Source organism: Microtetraspora niveoalba, from assembly GCF_001570405.1.
GTDB lineage: Bacteria > Actinomycetota > Actinomycetes > Streptosporangiales > Streptosporangiaceae > Microtetraspora > Microtetraspora niveoalba.
Genome location: NZ_BBYM01000005.1, coordinates 94,508 through 114,435, shown reverse-complemented (window position 1 = coordinate 114,435; position 19,928 = coordinate 94,508). Strand labels below are relative to the sequence as shown.

The window sequence follows — 19,928 nt, the reverse complement described above, 5'->3', positions numbered from 1 at the left end:
GCGGCCGGCGGTCCGGCTAGTGGTCCGGCTCGGGGTCGGCCAGCCAGGCGATCAGCTCGGCGTCGAATTCTTCGGGGCGCTCCTCGTGCGGGAAGTGCCCGGCGCCTTCGAGCATCCGCCACCGGTACGGCGCGGCCACGAACCGGCTGGACCCCTGGGCCGTACGCGGCAGGATGCAGGAGTCGAGCGAGCCGTGGAGCTGGAGCGTCGGCGCCTCGACCTCGGCGCGCATCTGGCGCGCGTAGCGCAGGCCGTCCGGCCGGAGCTGGGAACGGCCGAACCAGCGGTGATATTCGAGCGCGCAGTGCGCGACGCCGGGGATGCGGAACGCGTCCCGGTAGGCCAGGGCGACCTCCTCGGACGGCCAGCCCGGCCCCGACCACTCGTCGAGCAGCCGCCCGACGAGCGCGCCGCCGTGGGCGGTGAGCCGCCGCTCGGGAAGCGCGGGCAACTGGAAGCCGAGGCTGTACCCGCTCGCCCTGAGTTGCCCCAGCGGGTCGGTGACCAGGGACGCCCGCAGCCGCAGCGGATGCGGCGCCGCGACCGGGACCAGCCGGCGCACCACCTTGGGGTCGAACGCCGCCATGGTCCAGGCCACCAGGCCGCCCCAGTCGTGGCCGACGACGGTCGCGCCGGCCTCGCCCAGCGCGCGGATCAGCCCGGCGGCGTCCATGGCCAGGGTCGGCAGGTCGTAGCCGCGCGGCGGCTTGTCACTCGCGCCGTAGCCGCGCAGGTCCACGGCGACCGCGCGGTAGCCGGCCGCGGGCAGCGACGCGAGCTGGTGCCGCCACGTCCACCAGAACTGCGGGAACCCGTGCAGCAGCAGCACCAGCGGGCCGTCACCCGCCTCCACGACGTGGAACCGGGTGCCCCCCGCGTGCACCGTGCGATGCGTCCACGGCCCGTCGATCTGGACCAGGGACTCGTCAGCCGCCATGGCCCGACGACCCGCTCACCGTCTCCCGGTGCGCGCCGATCTGCCCGGCCGTCGGCCCGGTGTACGGCTTGCGCGGCGGGGCCGTCTCCGGGAACAGGCTGAAAGTCTCCGCGCCGGCCTCGGCCGTCTCGCCGCCCTCGCCGCCGCCCTTGAGGCTCCTGATGGTGCGGGTCGTGCGCCGCATGCGGGTCAGGCCCTTCAGCCGGCGATAGCCGACGAAGACCAGCCCGCCCGCCACCACGAGGTAGAACACCGTGACGATGAGGAACGCGAGCCACTGGGCCAGCCCCGCCGCCACCAGCGCGTACGCGATCGTGAAGGAGGCGAGGATCAGGCACAGGTGGCCCATGAAGGCGGCCGCGCCGAACAGCCCCGCGGCGGTCCCGGCGCGCTTGGCGTCGAACTTCAGTTCGGCCTTCGCCAGCTCGATCTCCGAGCGGACGAGTGTCGAGATGTGCGTGCTCGCCTGGGCGACGAGCGCGCCGAGCGATTCGTCCTCGGGCATCAGCGTTCTCCTATTCTGCGAACCATCAAACATCATTCCGTGCCCGCCTGCGTACACGGACGTGCAGGAGGATCGCGGCCAGCGCCGACGCGACGAAACTCGCGACCAGCACCGCCGTGGTGATCCTCTCCATTCCGGGATAGGCGCGGTCGCCGATGAGCAGCGCGACCGTGAAACCGATCCCGGCGAGTACGGACACGGCCGCCAGGTCGCGCCAGTACAGGTCCTCGCTGATCCTCGCCAAGCCCAGCCGGACCGACAACCAGGCCCCGCCGAACACACCGAGGAACTTGCCCACGACCAGCCCGATGATGACGGCGAGCGTGATCCTCTCGGTGAGGACCGCGCCCAGCGACTGGGGGTCGAGCCGGACCCCGGCGGCGAAGAAGGCGAACACGGGAACCGCGAAACCGGCCGAGATCGGCCGGACGAAGTGGTCGGCGCGCTCGGCCGGCGAGCCGTCCTCGTCCTCGGAGGCGTGTACGCGGGTGAGCAGGCCGCAGATCACCCCGGCGACCGTCGCGTGCACGCCGCTCTCGTGAACCAGCACCCAGGCGGCCACGCCGAGCGCGACGTAGAGCAGAGGGCCGCGCACCCGCTTCCACTGGAGGAGTCCGTACAGGGCGAGGACGGCCACGGCGCCGAGCAGCGGCGCGAGATGCACCTGGTCGCTGTAGAAGACGGCGATGACGCTGATCGCGCCCAGGTCGTCCACCACGGCGAGGGTGAGCAGGAACGCGCGCAGCGCGTCGGGCATCGCGGAGGCGGTCACGGCGAGGACGGCCAGAGCGAACGCGATGTCGGTCGCGGTCGGGATCGCCCAGCCCCTCGCGGCGCCGTCCACGCCCCAGCTCACCGCGAGGTAGAGGAGCGCGGGCACGATCATGCCGGCGACGGCCGCGATGATCGGCAGGGCGGCGTCCCGGAGGTTGGACAGCTCGCCGTGGACGAACTCCTCCTTCACCTCGAGACCGGCGACGAAGAAGAAGACCGCGAGCAGGCCGTCGGCGGCCCACTGGTAGAGCGAGAGGCCGAGGGGACCGGGAACGAGCTCCCTCAGCGCCTGGTAGGAGTCCGACCACGGGGAGTTGGCCCAGACAAGCGCGGCGACGGTGGCGGCCAGCATGATCACACCGCCGATCGTCTCCGTCCTGAGCGCCTCCGCCAGTTGGCGGGCGTACCTGACCGTCGGCCGGACAGGCCAGATTTCGGCAGCGCGACGCAATGATCCCCCTCGGTGGGCCGGAACGTCGCCGGGTGACTCCCCCGACGGCCGACCAGACTTCCCGGCACACCTCCCGCCAAGGCTACCTATGTCCTGGCACGTGAACGGGCGCGGGTGTTCGCCGGGAACACCCGCGCCCGTCGGAAAAACCGGGTCAGTCCTCGCTCTTGGCGCTCGGAAGCTTCTCGGAGATGAGATTCATCACGGAGCTGTCGGTCAGCGTCGTGACGTCGCCGAGGGAGCGGTTCTCCGCGACGTCGCGGAGCAGCCGGCGCATGATCTTGCCGGAGCGGGTCTTGGGCAGCTCGGGCACGATGAGGATCTGCCGCGGCTTGGCGATCGGGCCGAGCGTCTTGGCCACGTGGGTGCGCAGCTCGGTCGCGATGTCGTCGCCCTCCTCCGCGTCGCCGCGCAGGATGACGAACGACACGATCGCCTGGCCGGTGAGCGGGTCGGTCGCGCCCACGACGGCCGCCTCCGCGACCTTCGGGTGGCTGACCAGCGCGCTTTCCACCTCGGTGGTCGAGATGTTGTGCCCGGAGACGAGCATGACGTCGTCCACCCGGCCGAGGAGCCAGACGTCGCCGTCGTCGTCGCGCTTGGCGCCGTCACCGGCGAAGTACATGCCCTCGAAGCGCGACCAGTAGGTGTCGATGTAGCGCTGGTCGTCGCCCCAGATCGTGCGGAGCATCGACGGCCACGGCTCGCGGACCACGAGGAAACCGCCGCCCCCGTTGGGGACGGAGTTCGCCTGGTCGTCGACGACGTCGGCCACGACACCGGGCAGCGGCCGCATGGCCGCGCCGGGCTTGGCCGAGGTCACGCCCGGGAGCGGGCTGATCATGATGGCGCCCGTCTCGGTCTGCCACCAGGTGTCCACCACCGGGCAGCGGCCGCCGCCGATGTGCTCGCGGTACCAGACGTACGCCTCGGGGTTGATCGGCTCGCCGACCGAGCCGAGGACGCGCAGCGACGACATGTCGAACTTGGCGGGGATGTCGTCGCCCCACTTCATGAACGTCCGGATCGCCGTCGGAGCCGTGTAGAGGATCGTCACGCCGTACTTCTGGACGACCTCCCAGAAGCGGCCGCGGTGCGGGGTGTCCGGCGTGCCCTCGTAGAGGACGCTCGTCGCGCCGTTGGCCAGCGGGCCGTACACGATGTAGGAGTGACCGGTGACCCAGCCGATGTCGGCGGTGCACCAGTAGACGTCGGTCTCCGGCTTGAGGTCGAACACGGCGTGGTGGGTCCACGCGGTCTGGGTGAGGTAGCCGCCGGTGGTGTGCAGGATGCCCTTGGGCTTACCGGTGGTGCCGCTCGTGTACAGGATGTACAGCGGGTCCTCGGCGTCGTGCGGCAGGGGGGTGTGCTGGTCGGACTGCCGGTCGACCAGGTCGTGCCACCACACGTCCTTGTCCGTGGTCGCGACATCCTGGCCGGTCCTGCGGACGACCACGACACGCTCGACGCTCGGGCACTCGCGGACCGCCTCGTCCACCGTGGGCTTGAGCGCGCTCGGCGCGCCGCGGCGGTAGCCGCCGTCGGCGGTGATGACGACCTTCGCGTCCGCGTCGTCGATGCGGCTCTTCAGCGCGCTCGCCGAGAAGCCGCCGAAGACCACCGAGTGGATCGCGCCGATGCGCGCGCAGGCGAGCAGCGAGATCGGCAGCTCGGGGATCATCGGCATGTAGATCGCGACCCGGTCGCCCTTGCGCACGCCGAGTTCCTCGAGCGCGTTCGCCGCCTTGGAGACCTCGCGCTGGAGGTCCGCGTACGTGATGGTGCGGCTGTCGCCCTCCGGCTCGCCCTCCCAGTGGTAGGCGACCTTGTCGCCGCGGCCCGCCTCGACGTGGCGGTCGACGCAGTTGTACGCCACGTTGAGCTTGCCGCCCACGAACCACTTGGCGAAGGGAGGGTTCCATTCGAGCGTGGTGGTCCACCGCTCAGCCCAGGTCAGCCGCTCGGCGGCGCGCTCCCAGAAGCCCAGCCGGTCCTCCGCCGCCTCGTCGTAGGCGGCCGCGGTGACGTTCGCGGACGCCGCGAGGTCGGCCGGTGGTGCGAACCGGCGGTTCTCGCTCAGCAGGTTCGACAGCGTCTCCTGAGTCTCGTGACCAGGGGTTTCGGAGGTCACAACGTACTCCTTCGCGTGGCGGGTCATGATTGTCGCGTCCCACTTCACCAGTCCTGAAGCGCCCACGACAAGAGGTCTAGACAGGTCTGTACCGATGGGGCGTCGGGTCGCCGAAGAGGGCAATTCACCTGATATCTGGATACCTGATGAAACAGAGTGGAATGCGATAGGGGGTGCCGGATTCTGCGGTCAACGGCGGGACCTCCTCGCTGAATGACGTTTACCCGCCGGTATGGTCGGTTCCCGTGAGCGACCCATTGGCAGTCATCGCCGAACTTCCCGGAGTGCCGCAGGCCGTACAGGAGGCGCGCGAGGCGGTGGACCGGCTTTACGGTCACCGCGTTCTGCGGCGGCGCAGCCCCGAGGTCTCGGCGGAGTCGGCCCTGCGCGGCGCCCGCGCGTCGGCCGCGCTCGAAGGCGCCGACGTCCCGCTGGAGTCGCTGCGCGCGGGAGAGGCCACCGACGCGACCGTCCAGGGCGCGCTCCGCGCCTCCGCGGAGCTGGGACGGCTCGGCAAGACGTGGCGTACGGCTCCGCGCCAGGTGCTGGCACGGCTGCACACCCTCGCCGCGGCCGGCCTGAGCGAGGAGCCGGGACGTCCGAGAACCGAGCCGACGTCCGTCGACCCCCTCGGCCTCGGCCCCGCGCCCGGCCCCCAGGAGACCGGCGTACGGATGGCCGCGCTGGCGGATCTCGTCACGGGGGGCGGCGGCGCTCCCGCGCTCGTCCTCGCCGCGATCGTGCACGCGGAGCTGGTCGTGCTGCGGCCCTTCGGGGTCGCGGACGGGATCGTGGCCCGTGCGGCCGAGCGGCTGATCCTCGTGGAGCACGGCCTCGACCCCAAGTCGCTCACCGTCGTCGAGGTGGGGCACGTCGATCTCGGAGACGCGTACACGGAGGCGCTGCGGGGCTACCTGACCGGCACCGCCGAGGGGGTCGGCGCCTGGGTGCGGCACTGCGCCTCGGCCGTGGTGCTCGGGGCGAGGGAGACGACCGCCATCTGCGAGGCGCTCTCCCGCTGACGCGCCCCGCCACCCGGACGGCCGCGGGACGAGTCCGCGGGGCCGTCCGATCGTTTCCGGGCGGTCGTACAGGGCCGCCGGGGAAGCGGGCCCGGACCGGAGAGACGGCCCGGTCCGGTCGAGAGCCGTTCGGGGAAGCCGCCGGGCCGGGTTAGAGAAGGCCGAAACAGCAGCAGACGGCGTCCCTGGTATGGGACGCCGCCGCCAGTACGTCGCACCGGGTTACCAAGCGTGCACCTTGTATTTGTCGGATCGGGGCAAGCCCGTCTCGACACGCCTCCCGCGGCTGGTCGCGCGTGGGTACCCGGCGGCCGTACCCGGGCTCAGGGCCCGTTGACACCTTTCTACGTCGGATTTCCGCACATGGGAACCCCCTGGGCCAAGACCTTTACCGACGATCGCGAAGACGCCCGAGACCATGCGCGAAGGCTCCCTTGGGCTCGGGGATATTGGATCGTTACAAACGCCGCCGATCACATTGTGTGATCGTTTTAGGTCGCGAATTGACAACGGCTGTGGAGACGCGGCGGTCGCGGGAGGAAGAAAACCCGCCCAATCCGGCGATTGCCGCTCGACGTCGCTGCGAGGATCAGGCAGCATACGGTGGGGACTCCCATTACAGAGAGTTGACCTCCGTTTGTACGCGGACTTGGCGACTCCCTTGCCAGGCCATGTCCAACTGTTGAAAGCTTTCTTCCGAATACGGATCCGGCCCTACCCCCCCAGTGCCGGACCCGGTAGGCGACCCCCGCTCTCCCCCCGGCGGGGGTCGCCGCTTTCGGAGTCGGCCCACTCGCCCCTCCTGCCCCATGCCCCGGGCACGCCTCCTCTACGTCGACCGCCATGGAGGAGACCGCGCCGGCTGTGGTTCTCCACAGGAGAGGACTTATCCCCAGAGCCGTGTTCGGTGCGGCCGGCGTCGACGCCGCACGCGCATGGTGGTCTTCCTGCCAGGAGGGAGACTTCTATGCACCGGCCTCTGGCCATCACGGACGACCGGGAACTCCTCGACGACCTGCTCCGCATCGCGGCCGCGGCCGGGGTCGAGCTCGACGTCGCGCACGCGGCCGCCCACGCCCGGCCGTACTGGAGCGGCGCGCCGCTGGTCCTCGTCGGAGGCGATCTGGCGGATGCCCTCGCCGCCACCGGCCCACCCCAGCGGCAGGACGTGCTGCTCGTGACACGCACCCCGGACGATCCGTCCATGTGGCGCCGCTGTGTCGCCGTGGGCGCGCGCGCCGTGGTGGAGCTGCCCCAGGCCGAGCGCCTGCTGGTCGACGAGTTGGGCGAGGCCGCCGAACCCGTGACGAGGGCGGGCACGGTCGTCTGCGTGTCGGCCGGCGGAGGCGGCGCGGGCGCGACCGTCCTGGCGGCCTCCCTGGCCCTCACCGCGTCCCGGCGCGGCCTTCGGACCCTGCTGGTCGACGCCGACCCGTTGGGCGGAGGGATCGACGTGGTCCTCGGTGAGGAGGAGGCGACCGGAGCCCGCTGGCCGGACATCGCGGGAAGGGAAGGGCGCGTCAGCTTCGCCGCCCTACAGGACGCGCTGCCCACGTTCGGCGAGCTGACCGTGCTGTCCTGGCATCGCGGCGAGCCGGGGGGCATCCCGGGCCAGGCCATGCGAGCCGTGCTCGATGCGGCCCGCAGGGGCTGCGACCTGGTCGTCACCGATCTGCCGCGCCATCTGACGGACGCCGACACGGAGGCGCTGTCCCGGGCCGCGACGACGCTGGTCGTCGTCCGCTCCGACGTCCGGGGTGTGCTCGCCGCCGGGCAGGTCCTGGCGCAGCTCCGCCGTCACACCGCGGATCTCCGGCTGGTGTTGCGCCCGGGCGCCCTCGCTCCCGACGTCGTCGCGGCCTCTCTCGGTGTGCCGGAGGCCGGAGTGCTCCCGGACCAGCGGGGCCTCACCGAGGCGCTCGACCGTGGCGCTCCGCCTCCGCTCGGCCGCACACCCCTGGGCCGGTTCTGCTCGAACCTGCTCGACACCCTGGCGGTGGCAGCGTGAGCACGCGTGCCGGTCAGGGTCTTCCGTACGGCGCGGCACCGCCGGTCGCGGTCCGGTCCGCCGATCCACGGCGAATGAACGACACGCCGGCGCCCGATCCTGTGGTCTCCCCGGACCTGGTCGAGGCGGTCCGGGTCCGGCTCGCTCGCTCAGGGCTGGAGCCGACGGCGGCGCGCGTGGCGGCCGCCCTACGTGCCGAGCGCGCCGTGCTCGGAGACGCCGAGGTGCTCGCGATCGCGCGCACTCTGCGCGCCGACTTCATCGGGGCGGGGCCGCTCGACGGCCTCCTCGCCGAGCCTGAGGTCACCGACGTGCTGGTCAACGGGCCACGCGAGGTGTGGATCGACGACGGCCGAGGGTTGCGGCGCACCTCTGTCACCTTTTCCGGCGACGAGGAGGTGCGCCGCCTCGCCCAGCGGCTCGCCTCCGCGGCGGGTCGGCGTCTGGACGACGCCAGTCCTTACGTGGACGCACGGCTGGCGGGGGGTGTCCGGCTGCACGCCGTGCTTCCCCCGATCGCGCCGGAGGGGACGTGCATGTCGCTCCGGCTCCCTTCGCGTCGCACGTTCCCGCTGGAGGAACTGGTCCCGGGCATCGGGGCGGCGGCGCTGCGGGAGATCATGGCGGTGCGGCTGGCCTTTCTCGTCACAGGGGGCACCGGCACGGGAAAGACCACCCTGCTGTCGGCCCTGCTGTCTCTCGCCGATCCCGGAGAACGGCTCCTGCTCGTCGAGGATTCCGCCGAGCTGCGCCCCCGGCATCCTCACGTCGTGCGTCTGGAGACCCGGCCGCCCAACCTGGAAGGCGCGGGCGGCGTTACTCTCCGAGACCTCGTACGGCAGGCGCTCCGGATGCGGCCCGACCGCCTCGTGGTCGGTGAGGTGCGCGGAGCCGAGGTCGTGGACCTGCTGGCCGCGCTCAACACGGGTCATGAGGGCGGGTGCGGGACGCTTCATGCGAACACCGCCGCCGATGTGCCGGCCCGGTTGGAGGCGCTCGCCTGCGCGGCGGGGCTGGCAAGGGAGGCGGTGCACAGCCAGCTCGCGGCCGCGCTCGACGTGGTGATCCACCTCGTTCGAGATCCCGGGACCGGGCGGCGGAGGGTCGCCGAGATCTGCCTTCTGGAACGCGACGCTTCCGGGCTGGTGACCGCCGTCCCGGCCCTGACGTTCGGTTCCGATGGCGGTGTGACCTCCGGTGCCGCCGCTCCGGTGCTCGCGGGCCGATGCCCGAGGTTCCCGTGGTCGCCGTAGCCGTACTGGCCGCCGCGCTCGCGGTGTGGATCTGGGCGGGGCCGGGCGCGGCGGCCGTCCGGGTGGCCGGACTCGTCGGCTCCGGTGACCGCGTTTCAAAGCGCGGGCTGCCCGCGCTGCTGAACCGTCCCCGCCCGGAGCGGCAGGCGGCGGCGTGGCGAGCGTTCTCCATCGAGCTCTGCCAGGGCCTCGTGGCCGAACTCGCGGCCGGCGGCACGCCGGGCGAGGCGCTGTCGCGCGCCGCCTCCGCGCTCACTCCTCCGGACGTGGAGGCGTTCACCGCCGTGGCGGCGGTGGCCAAGGACGGGGGCGACGTGGCTGCCGCCCTGCTCCGCGCCGTTCCCCCTCGGGGAGGGGAGGGCCTCGTACGGCTCGCCGCCTGCTGGAGGGTCAGCGTCGCCACCGGCGGCGGTCTGGCCGCGCTCGTCGAGCGCCTGGGCGGTTCGTTGCGCGAGGCGGAAGCCCACAGACAGGATCTCGACGCCCAGCTCGCCGGTCCTCGCGCCACGGCTCGCCTCCTCGCCGTCCTGCCCGCGCTCGGCCTGCTGATGGCCGCCGGGCTCGGCATGAGCCCTTTGGCGTTCCTGTTCGGGGAACCTGCCGGGATCGGCTGCCTCCTCACGGGCCTCCTTCTGGACGGTGCCGGTGTGTGGTGGACCAACCGCCTCGTCGCCCGCGCGGCGGAGCCGGCCCGATGACGCGTGGGGCCACGGCACGGGAGCGGGGGCTCGGAAAGATCTGGAACTGCCGGAGCAGGGACTCTCCAGTCGGGGACTACCGAGCGGGGACTGCCGGAGCAGGGCTTGAGGAGATCCAGGAAGTGTAGAAGGGAGGCCGAAGCATGACAGCGGTGTTCGCCATCCTCTTCGCCGTGCTCGCAGTGGTGGTGTGGCCCACGCGTGTCTCCCCTTCGGAGCGCCTGCGTGCGATCGTCGGCCTCGGTCCGTCGGGAGAGCTGCGACACGGACATGGGCAGAGCCCGGTTCGCGGCACTGCGGGGGCTTGGGCGGAAAGATCCGTGGGGAACGCCAGAGCGCAGCCGACGGCGGTAGGCGTCCCGGACCCCGAGGGCGTTCCGGGGATCGCTTCGCTCTCTTCACGGATCGCCGGTGGAGAGCCAGGGCGGCCGATCGGCAGCGGAACGATCAACGGCGTTCGGTCATCTCAGCAGCCCGTCGAGGGCGAGGTGGACGGCGGCGGAGGGGAGACATCGGCCCCCCGGCTTCGCGGACTCGCCGTCGCGGCTCCGGCGGGTGTGGTCGTGTTCCTCATGCTCGGTGGAGTCCCGGGGGTGATCGCCGGTGCGCTGGTCGCGGGAGGCACATGGGCGATCATGCGCAGGCGGGAACCGGCCGACGTTCGCCGTCGCCGTGAACGTGTGGCTGCGGATCTCCCGTTCGCGGTGGATCTCATGGTGGCCTGCCTGCGTGCCGGGCAGCCGGTGATCGGCGCGGTGGAGACAGTGGCGGAGGCCGTCGCCGGGCCGTTGGGGGAGCGGCTCTCCTGGGTGGGCGGTCAGATGAGGCTCGGGGCGGATCCGGAGTCGGCGTGGGATGCGCTCGCCCACGATCCGCCGCTCGCTCCGCTCGCCAGAACCATGATCAGGGCTGTCCGGCGTGGAGCCCCGGTCGCGGAGGTACTCACCAGACTGGCGGACGACGCACGCCAGGCGGCCCGCGCCTCCTCGTCGGCCGCCGCTCGGAAGGCGGGTGTGCAAGCCGTGGCTCCGCTCGGGCTGTGCTTTCTGCCGGCCTTCGTGCTCCTCGGGATCGTGCCGGTGGTCGCCGGTCTGGCCGTGCAGGTGCTCCTGCCGTGACCTCTGGCCGTGACCGAAGAGATCGACGTGACGAGGTGCCACGGACTCACGCATCCTGCCGATGCCATCCGGCCACTGCTTCCAACTACGGCACTGTGTCCGCTCCCCGGAAGGCACTCGGCCCGTCCAGGGCACTGTGCCCGCTCGGGGAAGGCGCTCGCCCCGTCAGGTGAGGCTTCCCGTCTCTCCCCGGTCGGCTCCCTGTCGCCGGTGCTGCCGAGGAGGGCGATGCTGCGGACTCTCCGCGTCTCCTGGGCGTGGTTCCCCGTCCCACCTACGGGTGGTTCCCTGTCGCTGGTGCTGGCGAGGAGGGCGATGCTGCGGACTCTCCGCGTCTCCTAGGCGCGATTCCCTGTACCACCCATGGGTGGTTCCCTGTCGCCGGTGCTGGCGAGGAGGGCGATGCTGCGGGCTTCCCGCCTCTTCTGGGGCGGTTCCCCGTCCCACCCACGGCGCCCCGTCGCGGGGGCAGGGGCGGTCGCGCCTGCGGGTGCCAGGGGGCAGCCGCGACCGCTCCACCCCCACGTGCTGTAACCCGAACACGCCGGAGCGAGCATTGGTTGTCCACAGATGTGGAGGGAGCTGTCCACAGCACGCCGCAATGATCGCTGCCCACTGCTCTGAGCCGGTCCTAGGCATAAAACGCGTGCGGGCACTGCTGGCATTCGCTTGTCGACCGAAGTCTGTTTTCCACAGTTGCTCTTGGCGTCGGCGCTTATCCACAGAACCGCATTCGGCCGTTGGGAGAGGAAGCCCCATCGAAGAACCTTGGGGCACCCGCGGAAGGTCCGTGGGGGTTCCGAGCAGGGGGATCGATGGGCATGTGGGTCGGCGAATTCAAATTCGGCAAAAGTGCCGGACGGATATACCGGGCCTTCTCGGCAGTTCTCCGAGTGTTGGCGAGGCTCTCCCGCGAACCGGTGGCGGCCGGGCATATGCCGGTTCGCCTCCGGACGCCGGTTCGCCTCCGGATGGCGGCTGGTCGGCGTGATGGCGTGGTCTCCGGGGCCTCGGCGTGTCAGTCGACCGCGGAATACGCCTGGGCGTCGCCTCGCCCCTTGTCAGACGATCGCTTCGCGGCCCCGGAAGCACGCTTCGCCCCGGTTGGCCGCGATCTGGGCTCCTCACGTCCGACTGCCGCCGATCGCGGCCCTGCTGCGGCGGTTCCGCTTCAGACTGATTTCTCTCCTGAGGGTGAGCGTGCCTCGGGCGTTGAGCGTGGGGTTGGGGCCGATCCCCGCCAAGTGAACGCACCCCCACAAGGGCACATGCGCCCGAACAGCGGAACGCGCCCCGTTCGGTCGCTGATCGGCGCGCTGAGCGCCCGCGCCCGACACAGGGCGGTCCAGTGGACCGTGATCGCCCGTACGAGGGCCGAGGCGGGCATGTCGACGGCGGAATACGCGGTTGGCACGATCGCTGCCTGTGCTTTCGCCGGCCTTCTCTACAAGATCGTGACTAGCGGTGAAGTCAGAGAGATGTTGACCACGCTGATCCAAAAGGCTCTCAAGCTGGCGGGATGATGCGGGGCGGTTGCCGCGGAGCTGAAGACCGAGGGCTCGGGTGTCTGAGCGTGGGCATCGTGAGGATCCCGGACAGGGGCGTCGCGCCACTATGGGCACGGCGGCCGGTGCTGCCGCGACGTGGAGATCGAGGATCGGTCACCGCCGAGGCGGCGGTAGGGCTGCCCGCCCTGGTCGCGGTTCTCGGCGCCGCCCTCTGGGCGGTGGCGCTCGTCAGTGCTCAACTGGCCTGCGTGGACGCGGCTCGGGCGGGAGCCCGGGCGGCGGCCAGAGGGGAACCGGCCGCAGCGGTACGCGCCGCAGCGGCCCTCTCAGCACCGCACGGGGCGGAGATCACCGTCTCGATCGCCGGTGAGATGGCCCGCGTGACGATCTCGGCGCAGGTCCGCCCGACCTGGGGGCGGATGCTTCCGCCCGTCCACATCGAGGCGTCCGCCAGCGCCGCCACCGAGCCCGGCCTTGCCGATCTCTCCGACGCCATGTCTCCGGGGGCCGAGCAGACGTATCAAAGTCCCGGCGAAACGTTTGAAAGCGCAGATGGACCATCTCAGGACGGTGTTCGGTGACTTCTCCGCGGATAACGGGAGGAGACCGGCCAAAGGGCGCGATCGCCGCCGCGGGATCGGTTGGGGAGGGGGCGAGTGAAGCGTGATCAAGGGGAGAGAGGGGCGGCGACGATCTGGATGGTCACGCTCATGGCCGTGGTGTGGCTTGTCGCGTTGGTCGTTCTCCAGATGGGGGCGGTGAGGGTGGCCCGTCATCGCGCGCAGAGCGCGGCCGACCTCAGTGCCTTGGCGGCGGCCGCGCGTGCCCTCTCCGGCCCTGAGGGGGCCTGCGAACGCGCCCGGGCGGTGGCGATCGCCAACGGCGCGAGGATCGACTCCTGTGACCTCTTGGACGGCGTCGTGAGCGTTTACGCGTCCGTCGTAGTGCCACGTGTCCTGCCTCTCGTGGACATCCCTCCGGTGACGGCTCTGGCCCGCGCGGGACCTGTCACGGCCCCCTGATCACCACACCATCACCGCGCCGGACCACTCCAGAGCAACGTGGCATCGCCGGGGAGGACGTGGGGGCCGCTGTGGGGATGCGGGGAGACCTGGTCGGGGGTGAGGACGCTGCAAAGGGTGCGTGGTCCGGGGGGTGAGGACGCTGCGGGAGACGCGGTCAGAGGGGAGGGCTGCGGGGTCTGGTCAGAGGTGAGGGGAATCCCGTGGCGACGCTGTCGGGAGTGAGAGGGATGCGGGGAGACGCGGGGAGTGCGAGGGATGTGGGGAGACGTGGTCAGGGGGTGAGAAGGATGTCGAGCAGGCGTAGTGCGCCCGCCTTGTCGAGGGGTTCGTTGCCGTTGCCGCACTTGGGGGACTGGATGCACGACGGGCAACCGTGGTCGCATTCGCACGAGGCGATGGCCTCGCGGGTCGCGGAGAGCCAGTCGGCGGCGCGGGCGAAGCCCCGCTCGGCGAAGCCGGCTCCGCCGTCGTGGCCGTCGTAGACGAAGACCGTGAGCAGTCCGGTGTCCGGGTGAACGGGGGTGGACACGCCGCCGATGTCCCAGCGGTCGCACGTGGCGAACAGGGGGAGCAGGCCGATGGAGGCGTGCTCGGCGGCGTGGGCGGCGCCGCCGAGATCCACCGGTTTGCCCTCGGTGCCCGTCAGCAAGGGGGCGAGCGCCGCGTCGGGCAGGGTCCACCAGACCGCCCGGGTGTGCAGTGTCCGGGGTGGCAGGTCGAGCGGCTCCTCGCCGAGGGACTCGCCGGTCTGGGTGCGCCGCTTGATGTACGAGACGACCTGCTGGGTCACCTCGACGGAGCCGAAATGCAGCTCGCCCGGCCCGAAGGGGCGCGTACGGAACGACTCGACCACCCGGATGTCGGTGATGTCCCTGGCATAGGTGGAGTAGTCGGGCTCGGCCGCGGTCACGAGGGCGACGTCGCCGTCGAGATCGAGCAGGTCCACGACGAACGTCTCACCCTGATGGAGATAGACCGCGCCGGGATGGACGGACATGTGAGCGGACGGCTCGTCCACGGTGCCGAGGAGCCGTCCGGTGTCGGCTTCCACCACCTGGATCGGGGCGCCTCCCGCGCCGCGGATGTCGGCCAGGTCGCAGGCGCGTTCCCTGCTGGTCCAGAACCAGCCGGTGGCGCGCTTGCGCAGCATCCCACGGCTTACGAGGTCGTCGAGGACGTCCCTCGCGGCAGGGCCGAAGATCTCCAGGTCCGGCTCCGTCAGGGGGATCTCGGCGGCGGCCGCGCACAGGTGGGGCGCCAGCACGTACGGGTTGTCCGGGTCGAGGACGATCGCCTCCACCGGCCGGCCGAACAGCGCCTCCGGATGGTGGACGAGATAGGTGTCCAGGGGGTCGTCCCGGGCGATGAGCACGGCGAGGGCGTCCTGGCCGGCCCGCCCGGCCCGCCCCGCCTGCTGCCAGAGCGAGGCCCGGGTGCCCGGCCACCCCGCGATGAGGACGGCGTCCAGGCCGGACACGTCGACGCCGAGTTCCAGGGCGTTGGTGGTGGCCAGGCCGGTCAGCGATCCGGACCGCAGCGCCTTCTCCAGCGCCCGCCTGTCCTCGGAGAGGAAGCCCGCGCGGTAGGCCGCCACCTGGGCCGGCAGCTCGGGGGAGATCTCCTCCAGGTTCCTTCGGGCGGCGAGCGCGACGGTCTCGGCGGCGCGCCGGGACCGGACGAAGGCCAGCGTCCGCACTCCTTCGACGACGAGGTCGGTGAGCAGGTCGGCCGTCTCCGCGGTGGCCGTCCGGCGGATCGGGGCGCCGTTCTCGCCCCGCAGGTCGGTCAGGGGCGGCTCCCAGAGCGCGAAGGTCGCGGAACCCCGGGGAGAGGCGTCCGCGGTCACCTCGGCCGTTTCAAGCCCCGTCAGACGGCCTCCGGCGACCGCGGGGTCGCTCGCGGTGGCGGAGGCGAGCAGGAAGGTGGGGCGGGAGCCGTACTTCGCGCAGATCCGGCGCAGCCGGCGCAGGATCTGGGCCACGTGCGAGCCGAAGACGCCGCGGTAACCGTGGCACTCGTCGACGATCACCAGCCGCAGCCGCCGCCAGAACGTGGGCCAGCGGGCGTGACCCGGGAGCATCGACCGGTGCAGCATGTCGGGGTTCGTCAGGACGTAGTTGGCGTGCCGGCGGACCCAGGGCCGCTCCTCGGCGGGAGTGTCCCCGTCGAAGGTGGCCGCCCTGACCTGGGCCAGCCGCAGCGCCCTGATCGCGCGGAGCTGGTCGGCGGCGAGGGCCTTGGTGGGCGTCAGGTACAGCACCGTGCCGCCCTCCAGGACCTCGGAGACGGCCGGGAGCAGGTACGCCAGGGACTTCCCGGAGGCGGTGCTAGTGGCAATGATCACGTTTTGGCCACGTCGGACGTGCTCGGCGGCCTCGAACTGGTGCTGCCAAAGGCCCGATATGCCCTGGCTCTCCAGGCGGCTTACCAGCACGTCAGGCGCCCAGTCGGGCCATCTGGCGTGGCCCGCCTGACGTGCTGGAACGTGCTCGACATGGGTGACCCGCCCGCTACGCGACGGCGCCGAGAGCAGCCGTGCCAGGAGAGGGCCTGTCCGACGTGAAGGTGAGGTAGACGAAGTCACTGGTTTCCACTATGGCATCTGTGGGGAGAGTCGCTCGGAGTCGGGATTTCGTATAGACACGGAGTCGTAGCGTGGTTGAATGCCGCGCGTCGGGGTCGTTCTTCCGGGGCTTTCCGAGCTACCAGGATGCACGACCTCATCCGAGGACCTACGCATGCAAGGCGCTGGAGGATCTGTGGATCTGAAGTTGGACCACCATTCCGAGGACAACCTCACCATCGTCGATGTCGAAGGTGAGATCGACGTCTACACCGCGCCCCGGCTGCGTGAGCTGCTGATCGACCTGGTCAACAAGGGCAACTTCCACCTTCTTGTGAACATGGAGAAGGTGGACTTCCTGGACTCGACCGGCCTCGGCGTGCTGGTCGGCGGTCTCAAGCGGGTGCGGGCGCACGACGGCTCCCTGGAGCTCGTCTGCACGCAGGAGCGCATCCTGAAGATCTTCCGGATCACCGGTCTCACGAAGGTCTTCGGGATCTACGCCTCGGTGGACGAGGCCAAGGAAGCCCACGGCCGAGACAAGTGACGGCCGAGGAGCCAGCATGGCCACCGTCGAGCTGACGTTCAGCGCTCTCCCGGCCCACGTGCGTACGGCGCGGCTGGTCGCCACGGCCATCGCCCGGCGCACCGGTGTGTCGGAGGCACTGCTGGACGAGGTGCGGCTCGCTGTCGGGGAGGCGTGCTCGCGGGCAGTGGAGGCACATCGCGTCCATTGCCCGGGAGAGCCGATCGTGATCGAGTTGCGCGACGACTCGGGGCGCTTCGAGGTGACCGTCACCGATGTCGCCCCGAGCGACGACCTCCAGCAACCCGTGGTTCCCACGGACGGCGCTCTCCTGCCCGAGATGCCCGGCCTCGGGATCGCGGTCATCGCAGGCCTGGCCGACGACGTCGAGGTGTCATCGGGCGCCAAGGGCATGCGCATCCGCATGAGCTGGCCCGCGTCGCCCAACGGCGTGGCCGCGGTCTGATCCGAGATCGAGTGCCCCTCCTCGCAGGGGGCGGCGCTCGATCTTTTTGTGTTGCCCACCATCCCCGATATCCGGTCGACCGAAACCCGGATATCGGGCCCGCCGTATATTTGACCGCATTCGGTCAAGCAAGCGGCGTGGCCAGGCAAAGATCACGTCATTGCGAAACGCCGTCGCGATTGACGGTCGAAAGGGCCTTCATATCCGCCGTCCCGCTGCGTAGACTCCCCGCACCGGCCAAGGTATTGCGGATGCAACCGGAAGCGGCACTGCCAACCACCCGGAAGGCGCCGCTCGGACCGCCTAAACCATTACAGCAGCGCCGCCCGGGACATATGAGTCGGCGCGGATAGCAGCGTATTTCCTCGTTGTTCGCGCGGACTCCAGAACCCGTCTGGCCGAGGAGGACGGATGTCTGCCTATCTCGCCGCTGACGAAGGCGCAGCGGTCTCCCTGAACGGTTCCCATCTCACACTCGTCGTCGTGGTCGCCGCGGTGGCCCTGATCGCTCTCGCCGTCGCGGGCGGTCTGGTCCGCGAGGTGCTCTCCGCGGGACAAGGCACCGAGCGGATGCAGAACATCGCCCGGGCCGTCCAACAGGGCGCCGCCGCGTATCTCACGCGGCAGTTCCGTACGCTCGCTATTTTCGTTGTCGTCATTCCCTTCCTGTTGCTCCTGCTGCCGTCGTCCTCGACCGGCGTGGCAGTGGGACGGTCCCTGTTCTTCGTGGTCGGCGCGGTGTTCTCCGCGCTGACCGGTTTCACCGGCATGTGGCTCGCCGTACGCGGCAACGTCCGCGTGGCGGCCGCCGCCCGGGGCGCCCAGGCGGGCGGCGAGGGCATCACGCCGGGTGAGAAGGCCGCGATGCGCATCGCCTTCCGCACCGGCGGCGTGGCGGGCATGTTCACGGTCGGGCTCGGCCTGCTGGGCGCGGCGATCGTCGTGCTCATCTACAAGGGCGACGCCCCCAGCGTGCTCGAGGGCTTCGGCTTCGGCGCCGCGCTGCTCGCCATGTTCATGCGGGTCGGCGGCGGCATCTTCACCAAGGCCGCCGACGTCGGCGCCGACCTGGTGGGCAAGGTCGAGCAGGGCATCCCCGAGGACGACCCGCGCAACGCGGCCACCATCGCCGACAACGTGGGCGACAACGTCGGCGACTGCGCCGGCATGGCGGCCGACCTGTTCGAGTCGTACGCGGTCATGCTGGTCGCGAGCCTGATCCTGGGCAAGGCCGCCTTCGGGACCGAGGGCCTGGTGTTCCCGCTGATCGTCCCGATGATCGGCGTCATCACCGCGATCATCGGCATCTTCACCACGGCTCCGCGCTCGGGCGACCGCAACGGGATGGCCGCGATCAACCGCGGCTTCTTCATCTCCGCCGCGATCTCCGCCGTGCTGGTGGCCGGTGCGGCGTTCATTTACCTGCCCGCGAGCTTCAGCGAGCTGAACGGCGTGAGCGCGGAGATCGCCGCTCTCGGCTCCGACCCGCGTCTGATCGCCATCGGCGCGGTGCTGATCGGCCTGGTGCTCGCCAGCGCGATCCAGATCCTCACCGGCTACTTCACCGAGACCAACCGGCGTCCCGTGAAGGAGATCGGCGAGAGCTCGCTGACCGGCCCGGCGACCGTCATCCTGTCCGGCATCTCGGTCGGCCTGGAGTCGGCCGTCTATTCCGCGCTCCTCATCGGCGGCGCGGTGTACGGCGCGTTCCTGCTCGGCTTCGGGAACGTGACCGTGGCCCTGTTCGCGGTCGCGCTCGCCGGCACCGGTCTCCTGACCACGGTCGGCGTGATCGTCTCCATGGACACGTTCGGCCCGGTGTCCGACAACGCGCAGGGCATCGCGGAGATGTCCGGCGACGTCGAGGGCGAGGGCGCCCGCGTCCTCACCTCTCTCGACGCGGTCGGCAACACCACCAAGGCCATCACCAAGGGCATCGCCATCGCGACCGCGGTACTGGCGGCCACGGCGCTGTTCGGCTCGTTCCGTACGGCGGTCGAGGATCAGCTCGCCAAGGCCAGCCAGGGCGTCAAGGACGCGCTGGGGTCGTTCGCGACCTTCAGCCTCTCCGTCGACTCGCCGAACGCGCTGGTCGGCCTGATCATCGGCGCCGCGGTCGTGTTCCTGTTCTCCGGACTGGCCATCATGGCGGTCGGCCGGGCGGCCGGACGGGTCGTCTTCGAGGTGCGCGAGCAGTTCCGCACCAAGCCGGGGATCATGGACGGGAGCGAGCAGCCGGACTACGGCCGGGTCGTGGACATCTGCACCCGCGACTCGCTGCGCGAGCTGGCCACGCCCGGTCTGCTCGCCGTCATGACGCCCATCGCCGTCGGCTTCGCCTTCGGGTACGCGCCGCTGGGCGCCTACCTGGCCGGTGCGATCGCGGCCGGCACGCTGATGGCGGTGTTCCTCGCGAACTCCGGTGGTGCGTGGGACAACGCCAAGAAGCTGGTCGAGGACGGCAGCCACGGCGGCAAGGGCTCGGAGGCCCACGCGGCGACCGTCATCGGCGACACCGTCGGCGACCCGTTCAAGGACACCGCCGGTCCCGCGATCAACCCGCTGATCAAGGTGATGAACCTGGTGGCGCTGCTGATCGCCCCGGCGGTCGTGGCGTACGCCGACAACGTCGCGTTGCGCGTCGGCGCGACGGCCGTCGCCGTCGCGGTGGTCGTGGGCGCGATCGTGGTGTCCAAGCGCCGTTCCGGCAGCATCACCTCCAACAACGAGGAGCGCGCCCCGGAGACCGTGGCGAGCTGAGATGACCGTCAGGCAGGGGGCCCTCCGCGCGTACGCGGGGGGCCCTCGGCCTTTTCCGGCGCATCTAGACTCAGGAGTCATGGACAAGCGATCCGGCGGCGGCCGGGGCCTCCTGTTGATCCTGCTCGGCATGGTGGCGATGTTCGCGGTGATCGTCGCTCTCGCGGTCTGGGCGTCCCGATG

Annotated in this window: 16 protein-coding genes; 11 read left to right on the top strand and 5 right to left on the bottom strand. The window is 71.1% G+C overall.

The annotated features are described in order from the left end of the window. Window positions 1-16: 16 nt before the first annotated feature. The 4 genes from AWQ70_RS05025 to acs form a co-directional block, all read right to left on the bottom strand. Window positions 17-937, bottom strand: coding sequence for an alpha/beta fold hydrolase (locus tag AWQ70_RS05025; RefSeq protein WP_067171055.1), 921 nt, complete (start codon window positions 935-937; stop codon window positions 17-19). Further along, on the bottom strand, window positions 927-1,442 hold the full coding sequence (locus AWQ70_RS05020) for a phage holin family protein (protein WP_067171051.1): 516 nt from the start codon (window positions 1,440-1,442) through the stop codon (window positions 927-929). The genes AWQ70_RS05025 and AWQ70_RS05020 overlap by 11 nt, the downstream gene beginning before the upstream one ends. 25 nt (window positions 1,443-1,467) lie before the next feature. Continuing rightward, a complete protein-coding gene (gene nhaA / locus AWQ70_RS05015) occupies window positions 1,468-2,667 on the bottom strand; it encodes a Na+/H+ antiporter NhaA (RefSeq protein WP_067171047.1) in 1,200 nt (399 codons plus the stop codon). Window positions 2,668-2,821: 154 nt separating this feature from the next. After that, complete coding sequence (gene acs / locus AWQ70_RS05010; RefSeq protein WP_067171043.1) at window positions 2,822-4,825, bottom strand: acetate--CoA ligase; 2,004 nt, start codon at window positions 4,823-4,825, stop codon at window positions 2,822-2,824. Window positions 4,826-5,043: 218 nt separating this feature from the next. On the opposite strand from acs, the gene AWQ70_RS05005 reads away from it, so the two are divergent. The 8 genes from AWQ70_RS05005 to AWQ70_RS42350 all read left to right on the top strand — a co-directional run bounded on the left by AWQ70_RS05005 (window position 5,044) and on the right by AWQ70_RS42350 (window position 13,427). Continuing rightward, window positions 5,044-5,820 (top strand): Fic family protein, encoded by a 777-nt coding sequence (locus AWQ70_RS05005; protein ID WP_067171040.1) that lies wholly within the window; start codon window positions 5,044-5,046, stop codon window positions 5,818-5,820. A 967-nt stretch (window positions 5,821-6,787) separates the two neighbouring features. Further along, window positions 6,788-7,828, top strand: a complete 1,041-nt coding sequence (gene ssd / locus AWQ70_RS05000) for a septum site-determining protein Ssd (protein WP_067171036.1) — start codon at window positions 6,788-6,790, stop codon at window positions 7,826-7,828. A 74-nt stretch (window positions 7,829-7,902) separates the two neighbouring features. Further along, window positions 7,903-9,081 (top strand): TadA family conjugal transfer-associated ATPase, encoded by a 1,179-nt coding sequence (locus tag AWQ70_RS04995; RefSeq protein WP_067171032.1) that lies wholly within the window; start codon window positions 7,903-7,905, stop codon window positions 9,079-9,081. Further along, window positions 9,054-9,779, top strand: a complete 726-nt coding sequence (locus tag AWQ70_RS04990; protein ID WP_067171029.1) for a type II secretion system F family protein — start codon at window positions 9,054-9,056, stop codon at window positions 9,777-9,779. The genes AWQ70_RS04995 and AWQ70_RS04990 overlap by 28 nt, the downstream gene beginning before the upstream one ends. Before the next feature lie 680 nt (window positions 9,780-10,459). Then, window positions 10,460-10,897 (top strand): type II secretion system F family protein, encoded by a 438-nt coding sequence (locus AWQ70_RS04985; RefSeq protein ID WP_245646751.1) that lies wholly within the window; start codon window positions 10,460-10,462, stop codon window positions 10,895-10,897. A gap of 1,268 nt (window positions 10,898-12,165) precedes the next feature. Next, the gene (locus tag AWQ70_RS04980; RefSeq protein WP_067171025.1) at window positions 12,166-12,420 is read left to right on the top strand and encodes a DUF4244 domain-containing protein; all 255 of its coding nucleotides are present in this window, start codon (window positions 12,166-12,168) and stop codon (window positions 12,418-12,420) included. 59 nt (window positions 12,421-12,479) lie between these two features. After that, on the top strand, window positions 12,480-12,986 hold the full coding sequence (locus AWQ70_RS37335) for a TadE family type IV pilus minor pilin (RefSeq protein WP_174552359.1): 507 nt from the start codon (window positions 12,480-12,482) through the stop codon (window positions 12,984-12,986). 75 nt (window positions 12,987-13,061) lie between these two features. After that, window positions 13,062-13,427, top strand: a complete 366-nt coding sequence (locus AWQ70_RS42350; RefSeq protein ID WP_084516533.1) for an Rv3654c family TadE-like protein — start codon at window positions 13,062-13,064, stop codon at window positions 13,425-13,427. Between the two features lie 274 nt (window positions 13,428-13,701). Here AWQ70_RS42350 and sftH read toward each other — a convergent pair whose 3' ends face one another. Beyond that, entirely contained in the window at window positions 13,702-16,014 is a 2,313-nt protein-coding gene (gene sftH / locus AWQ70_RS04965; RefSeq protein WP_084516532.1) for a DEAD/DEAH box helicase, read from the bottom strand. Window positions 16,015-16,189: 175 nt separating this feature from the next. Between sftH and AWQ70_RS04960 the strand changes: the two genes are divergently transcribed. The 3 genes from AWQ70_RS04960 to AWQ70_RS04950 all read left to right on the top strand — a co-directional run bounded on the left by AWQ70_RS04960 (window position 16,190) and on the right by AWQ70_RS04950 (window position 19,745). Beyond that, entirely contained in the window at window positions 16,190-16,540 is a 351-nt protein-coding gene (locus AWQ70_RS04960) for an STAS domain-containing protein (RefSeq protein WP_061253913.1), read from the top strand. 16 nt (window positions 16,541-16,556) lie between these two features. After that, a complete protein-coding gene (locus AWQ70_RS04955) occupies window positions 16,557-16,985 on the top strand; it encodes an ATP-binding protein (protein ID WP_067171019.1) in 429 nt (142 codons plus the stop codon). A 411-nt stretch (window positions 16,986-17,396) separates the two neighbouring features. Next, window positions 17,397-19,745 (top strand): sodium-translocating pyrophosphatase, encoded by a 2,349-nt coding sequence (locus AWQ70_RS04950; RefSeq protein ID WP_067171015.1) that lies wholly within the window; start codon window positions 17,397-17,399, stop codon window positions 19,743-19,745. Window positions 19,746-19,928: the final 183 nt, after the last annotated feature.

Coding starts and splice junctions, on each gene's coding strand:
- AWQ70_RS05025 (WP_067171055.1), bottom strand. CDS start 937: ATGGCGGCTGACGAGTCCCTGGTCCAGATCGACGGGCCGTGGACGCAT.
- AWQ70_RS05020 (WP_067171051.1), bottom strand. CDS start 1,442: ATGCCCGAGGACGAATCGCTCGGCGCGCTCGTCGCCCAGGCGAGCACG.
- acs (WP_067171043.1), bottom strand. CDS start 4,825: ATGACCCGCCACGCGAAGGAGTACGTTGTGACCTCCGAAACCCCTGGT.
- ssd (WP_067171036.1), top strand. CDS start 6,788: ATGCACCGGCCTCTGGCCATCACGGACGACCGGGAACTCCTCGACGAC.
- AWQ70_RS04995 (WP_067171032.1), top strand. CDS start 7,903: ATGAACGACACGCCGGCGCCCGATCCTGTGGTCTCCCCGGACCTGGTC.
- AWQ70_RS04990 (WP_067171029.1), top strand. CDS start 9,054: ATGCCCGAGGTTCCCGTGGTCGCCGTAGCCGTACTGGCCGCCGCGCTC.
- AWQ70_RS04980 (WP_067171025.1), top strand. CDS start 12,166: ATGCGCCCGAACAGCGGAACGCGCCCCGTTCGGTCGCTGATCGGCGCG.
- AWQ70_RS04955 (WP_067171019.1), top strand. CDS start 16,557: ATGGCCACCGTCGAGCTGACGTTCAGCGCTCTCCCGGCCCACGTGCGT.
- AWQ70_RS04950 (WP_067171015.1), top strand. CDS start 17,397: ATGTCTGCCTATCTCGCCGCTGACGAAGGCGCAGCGGTCTCCCTGAAC.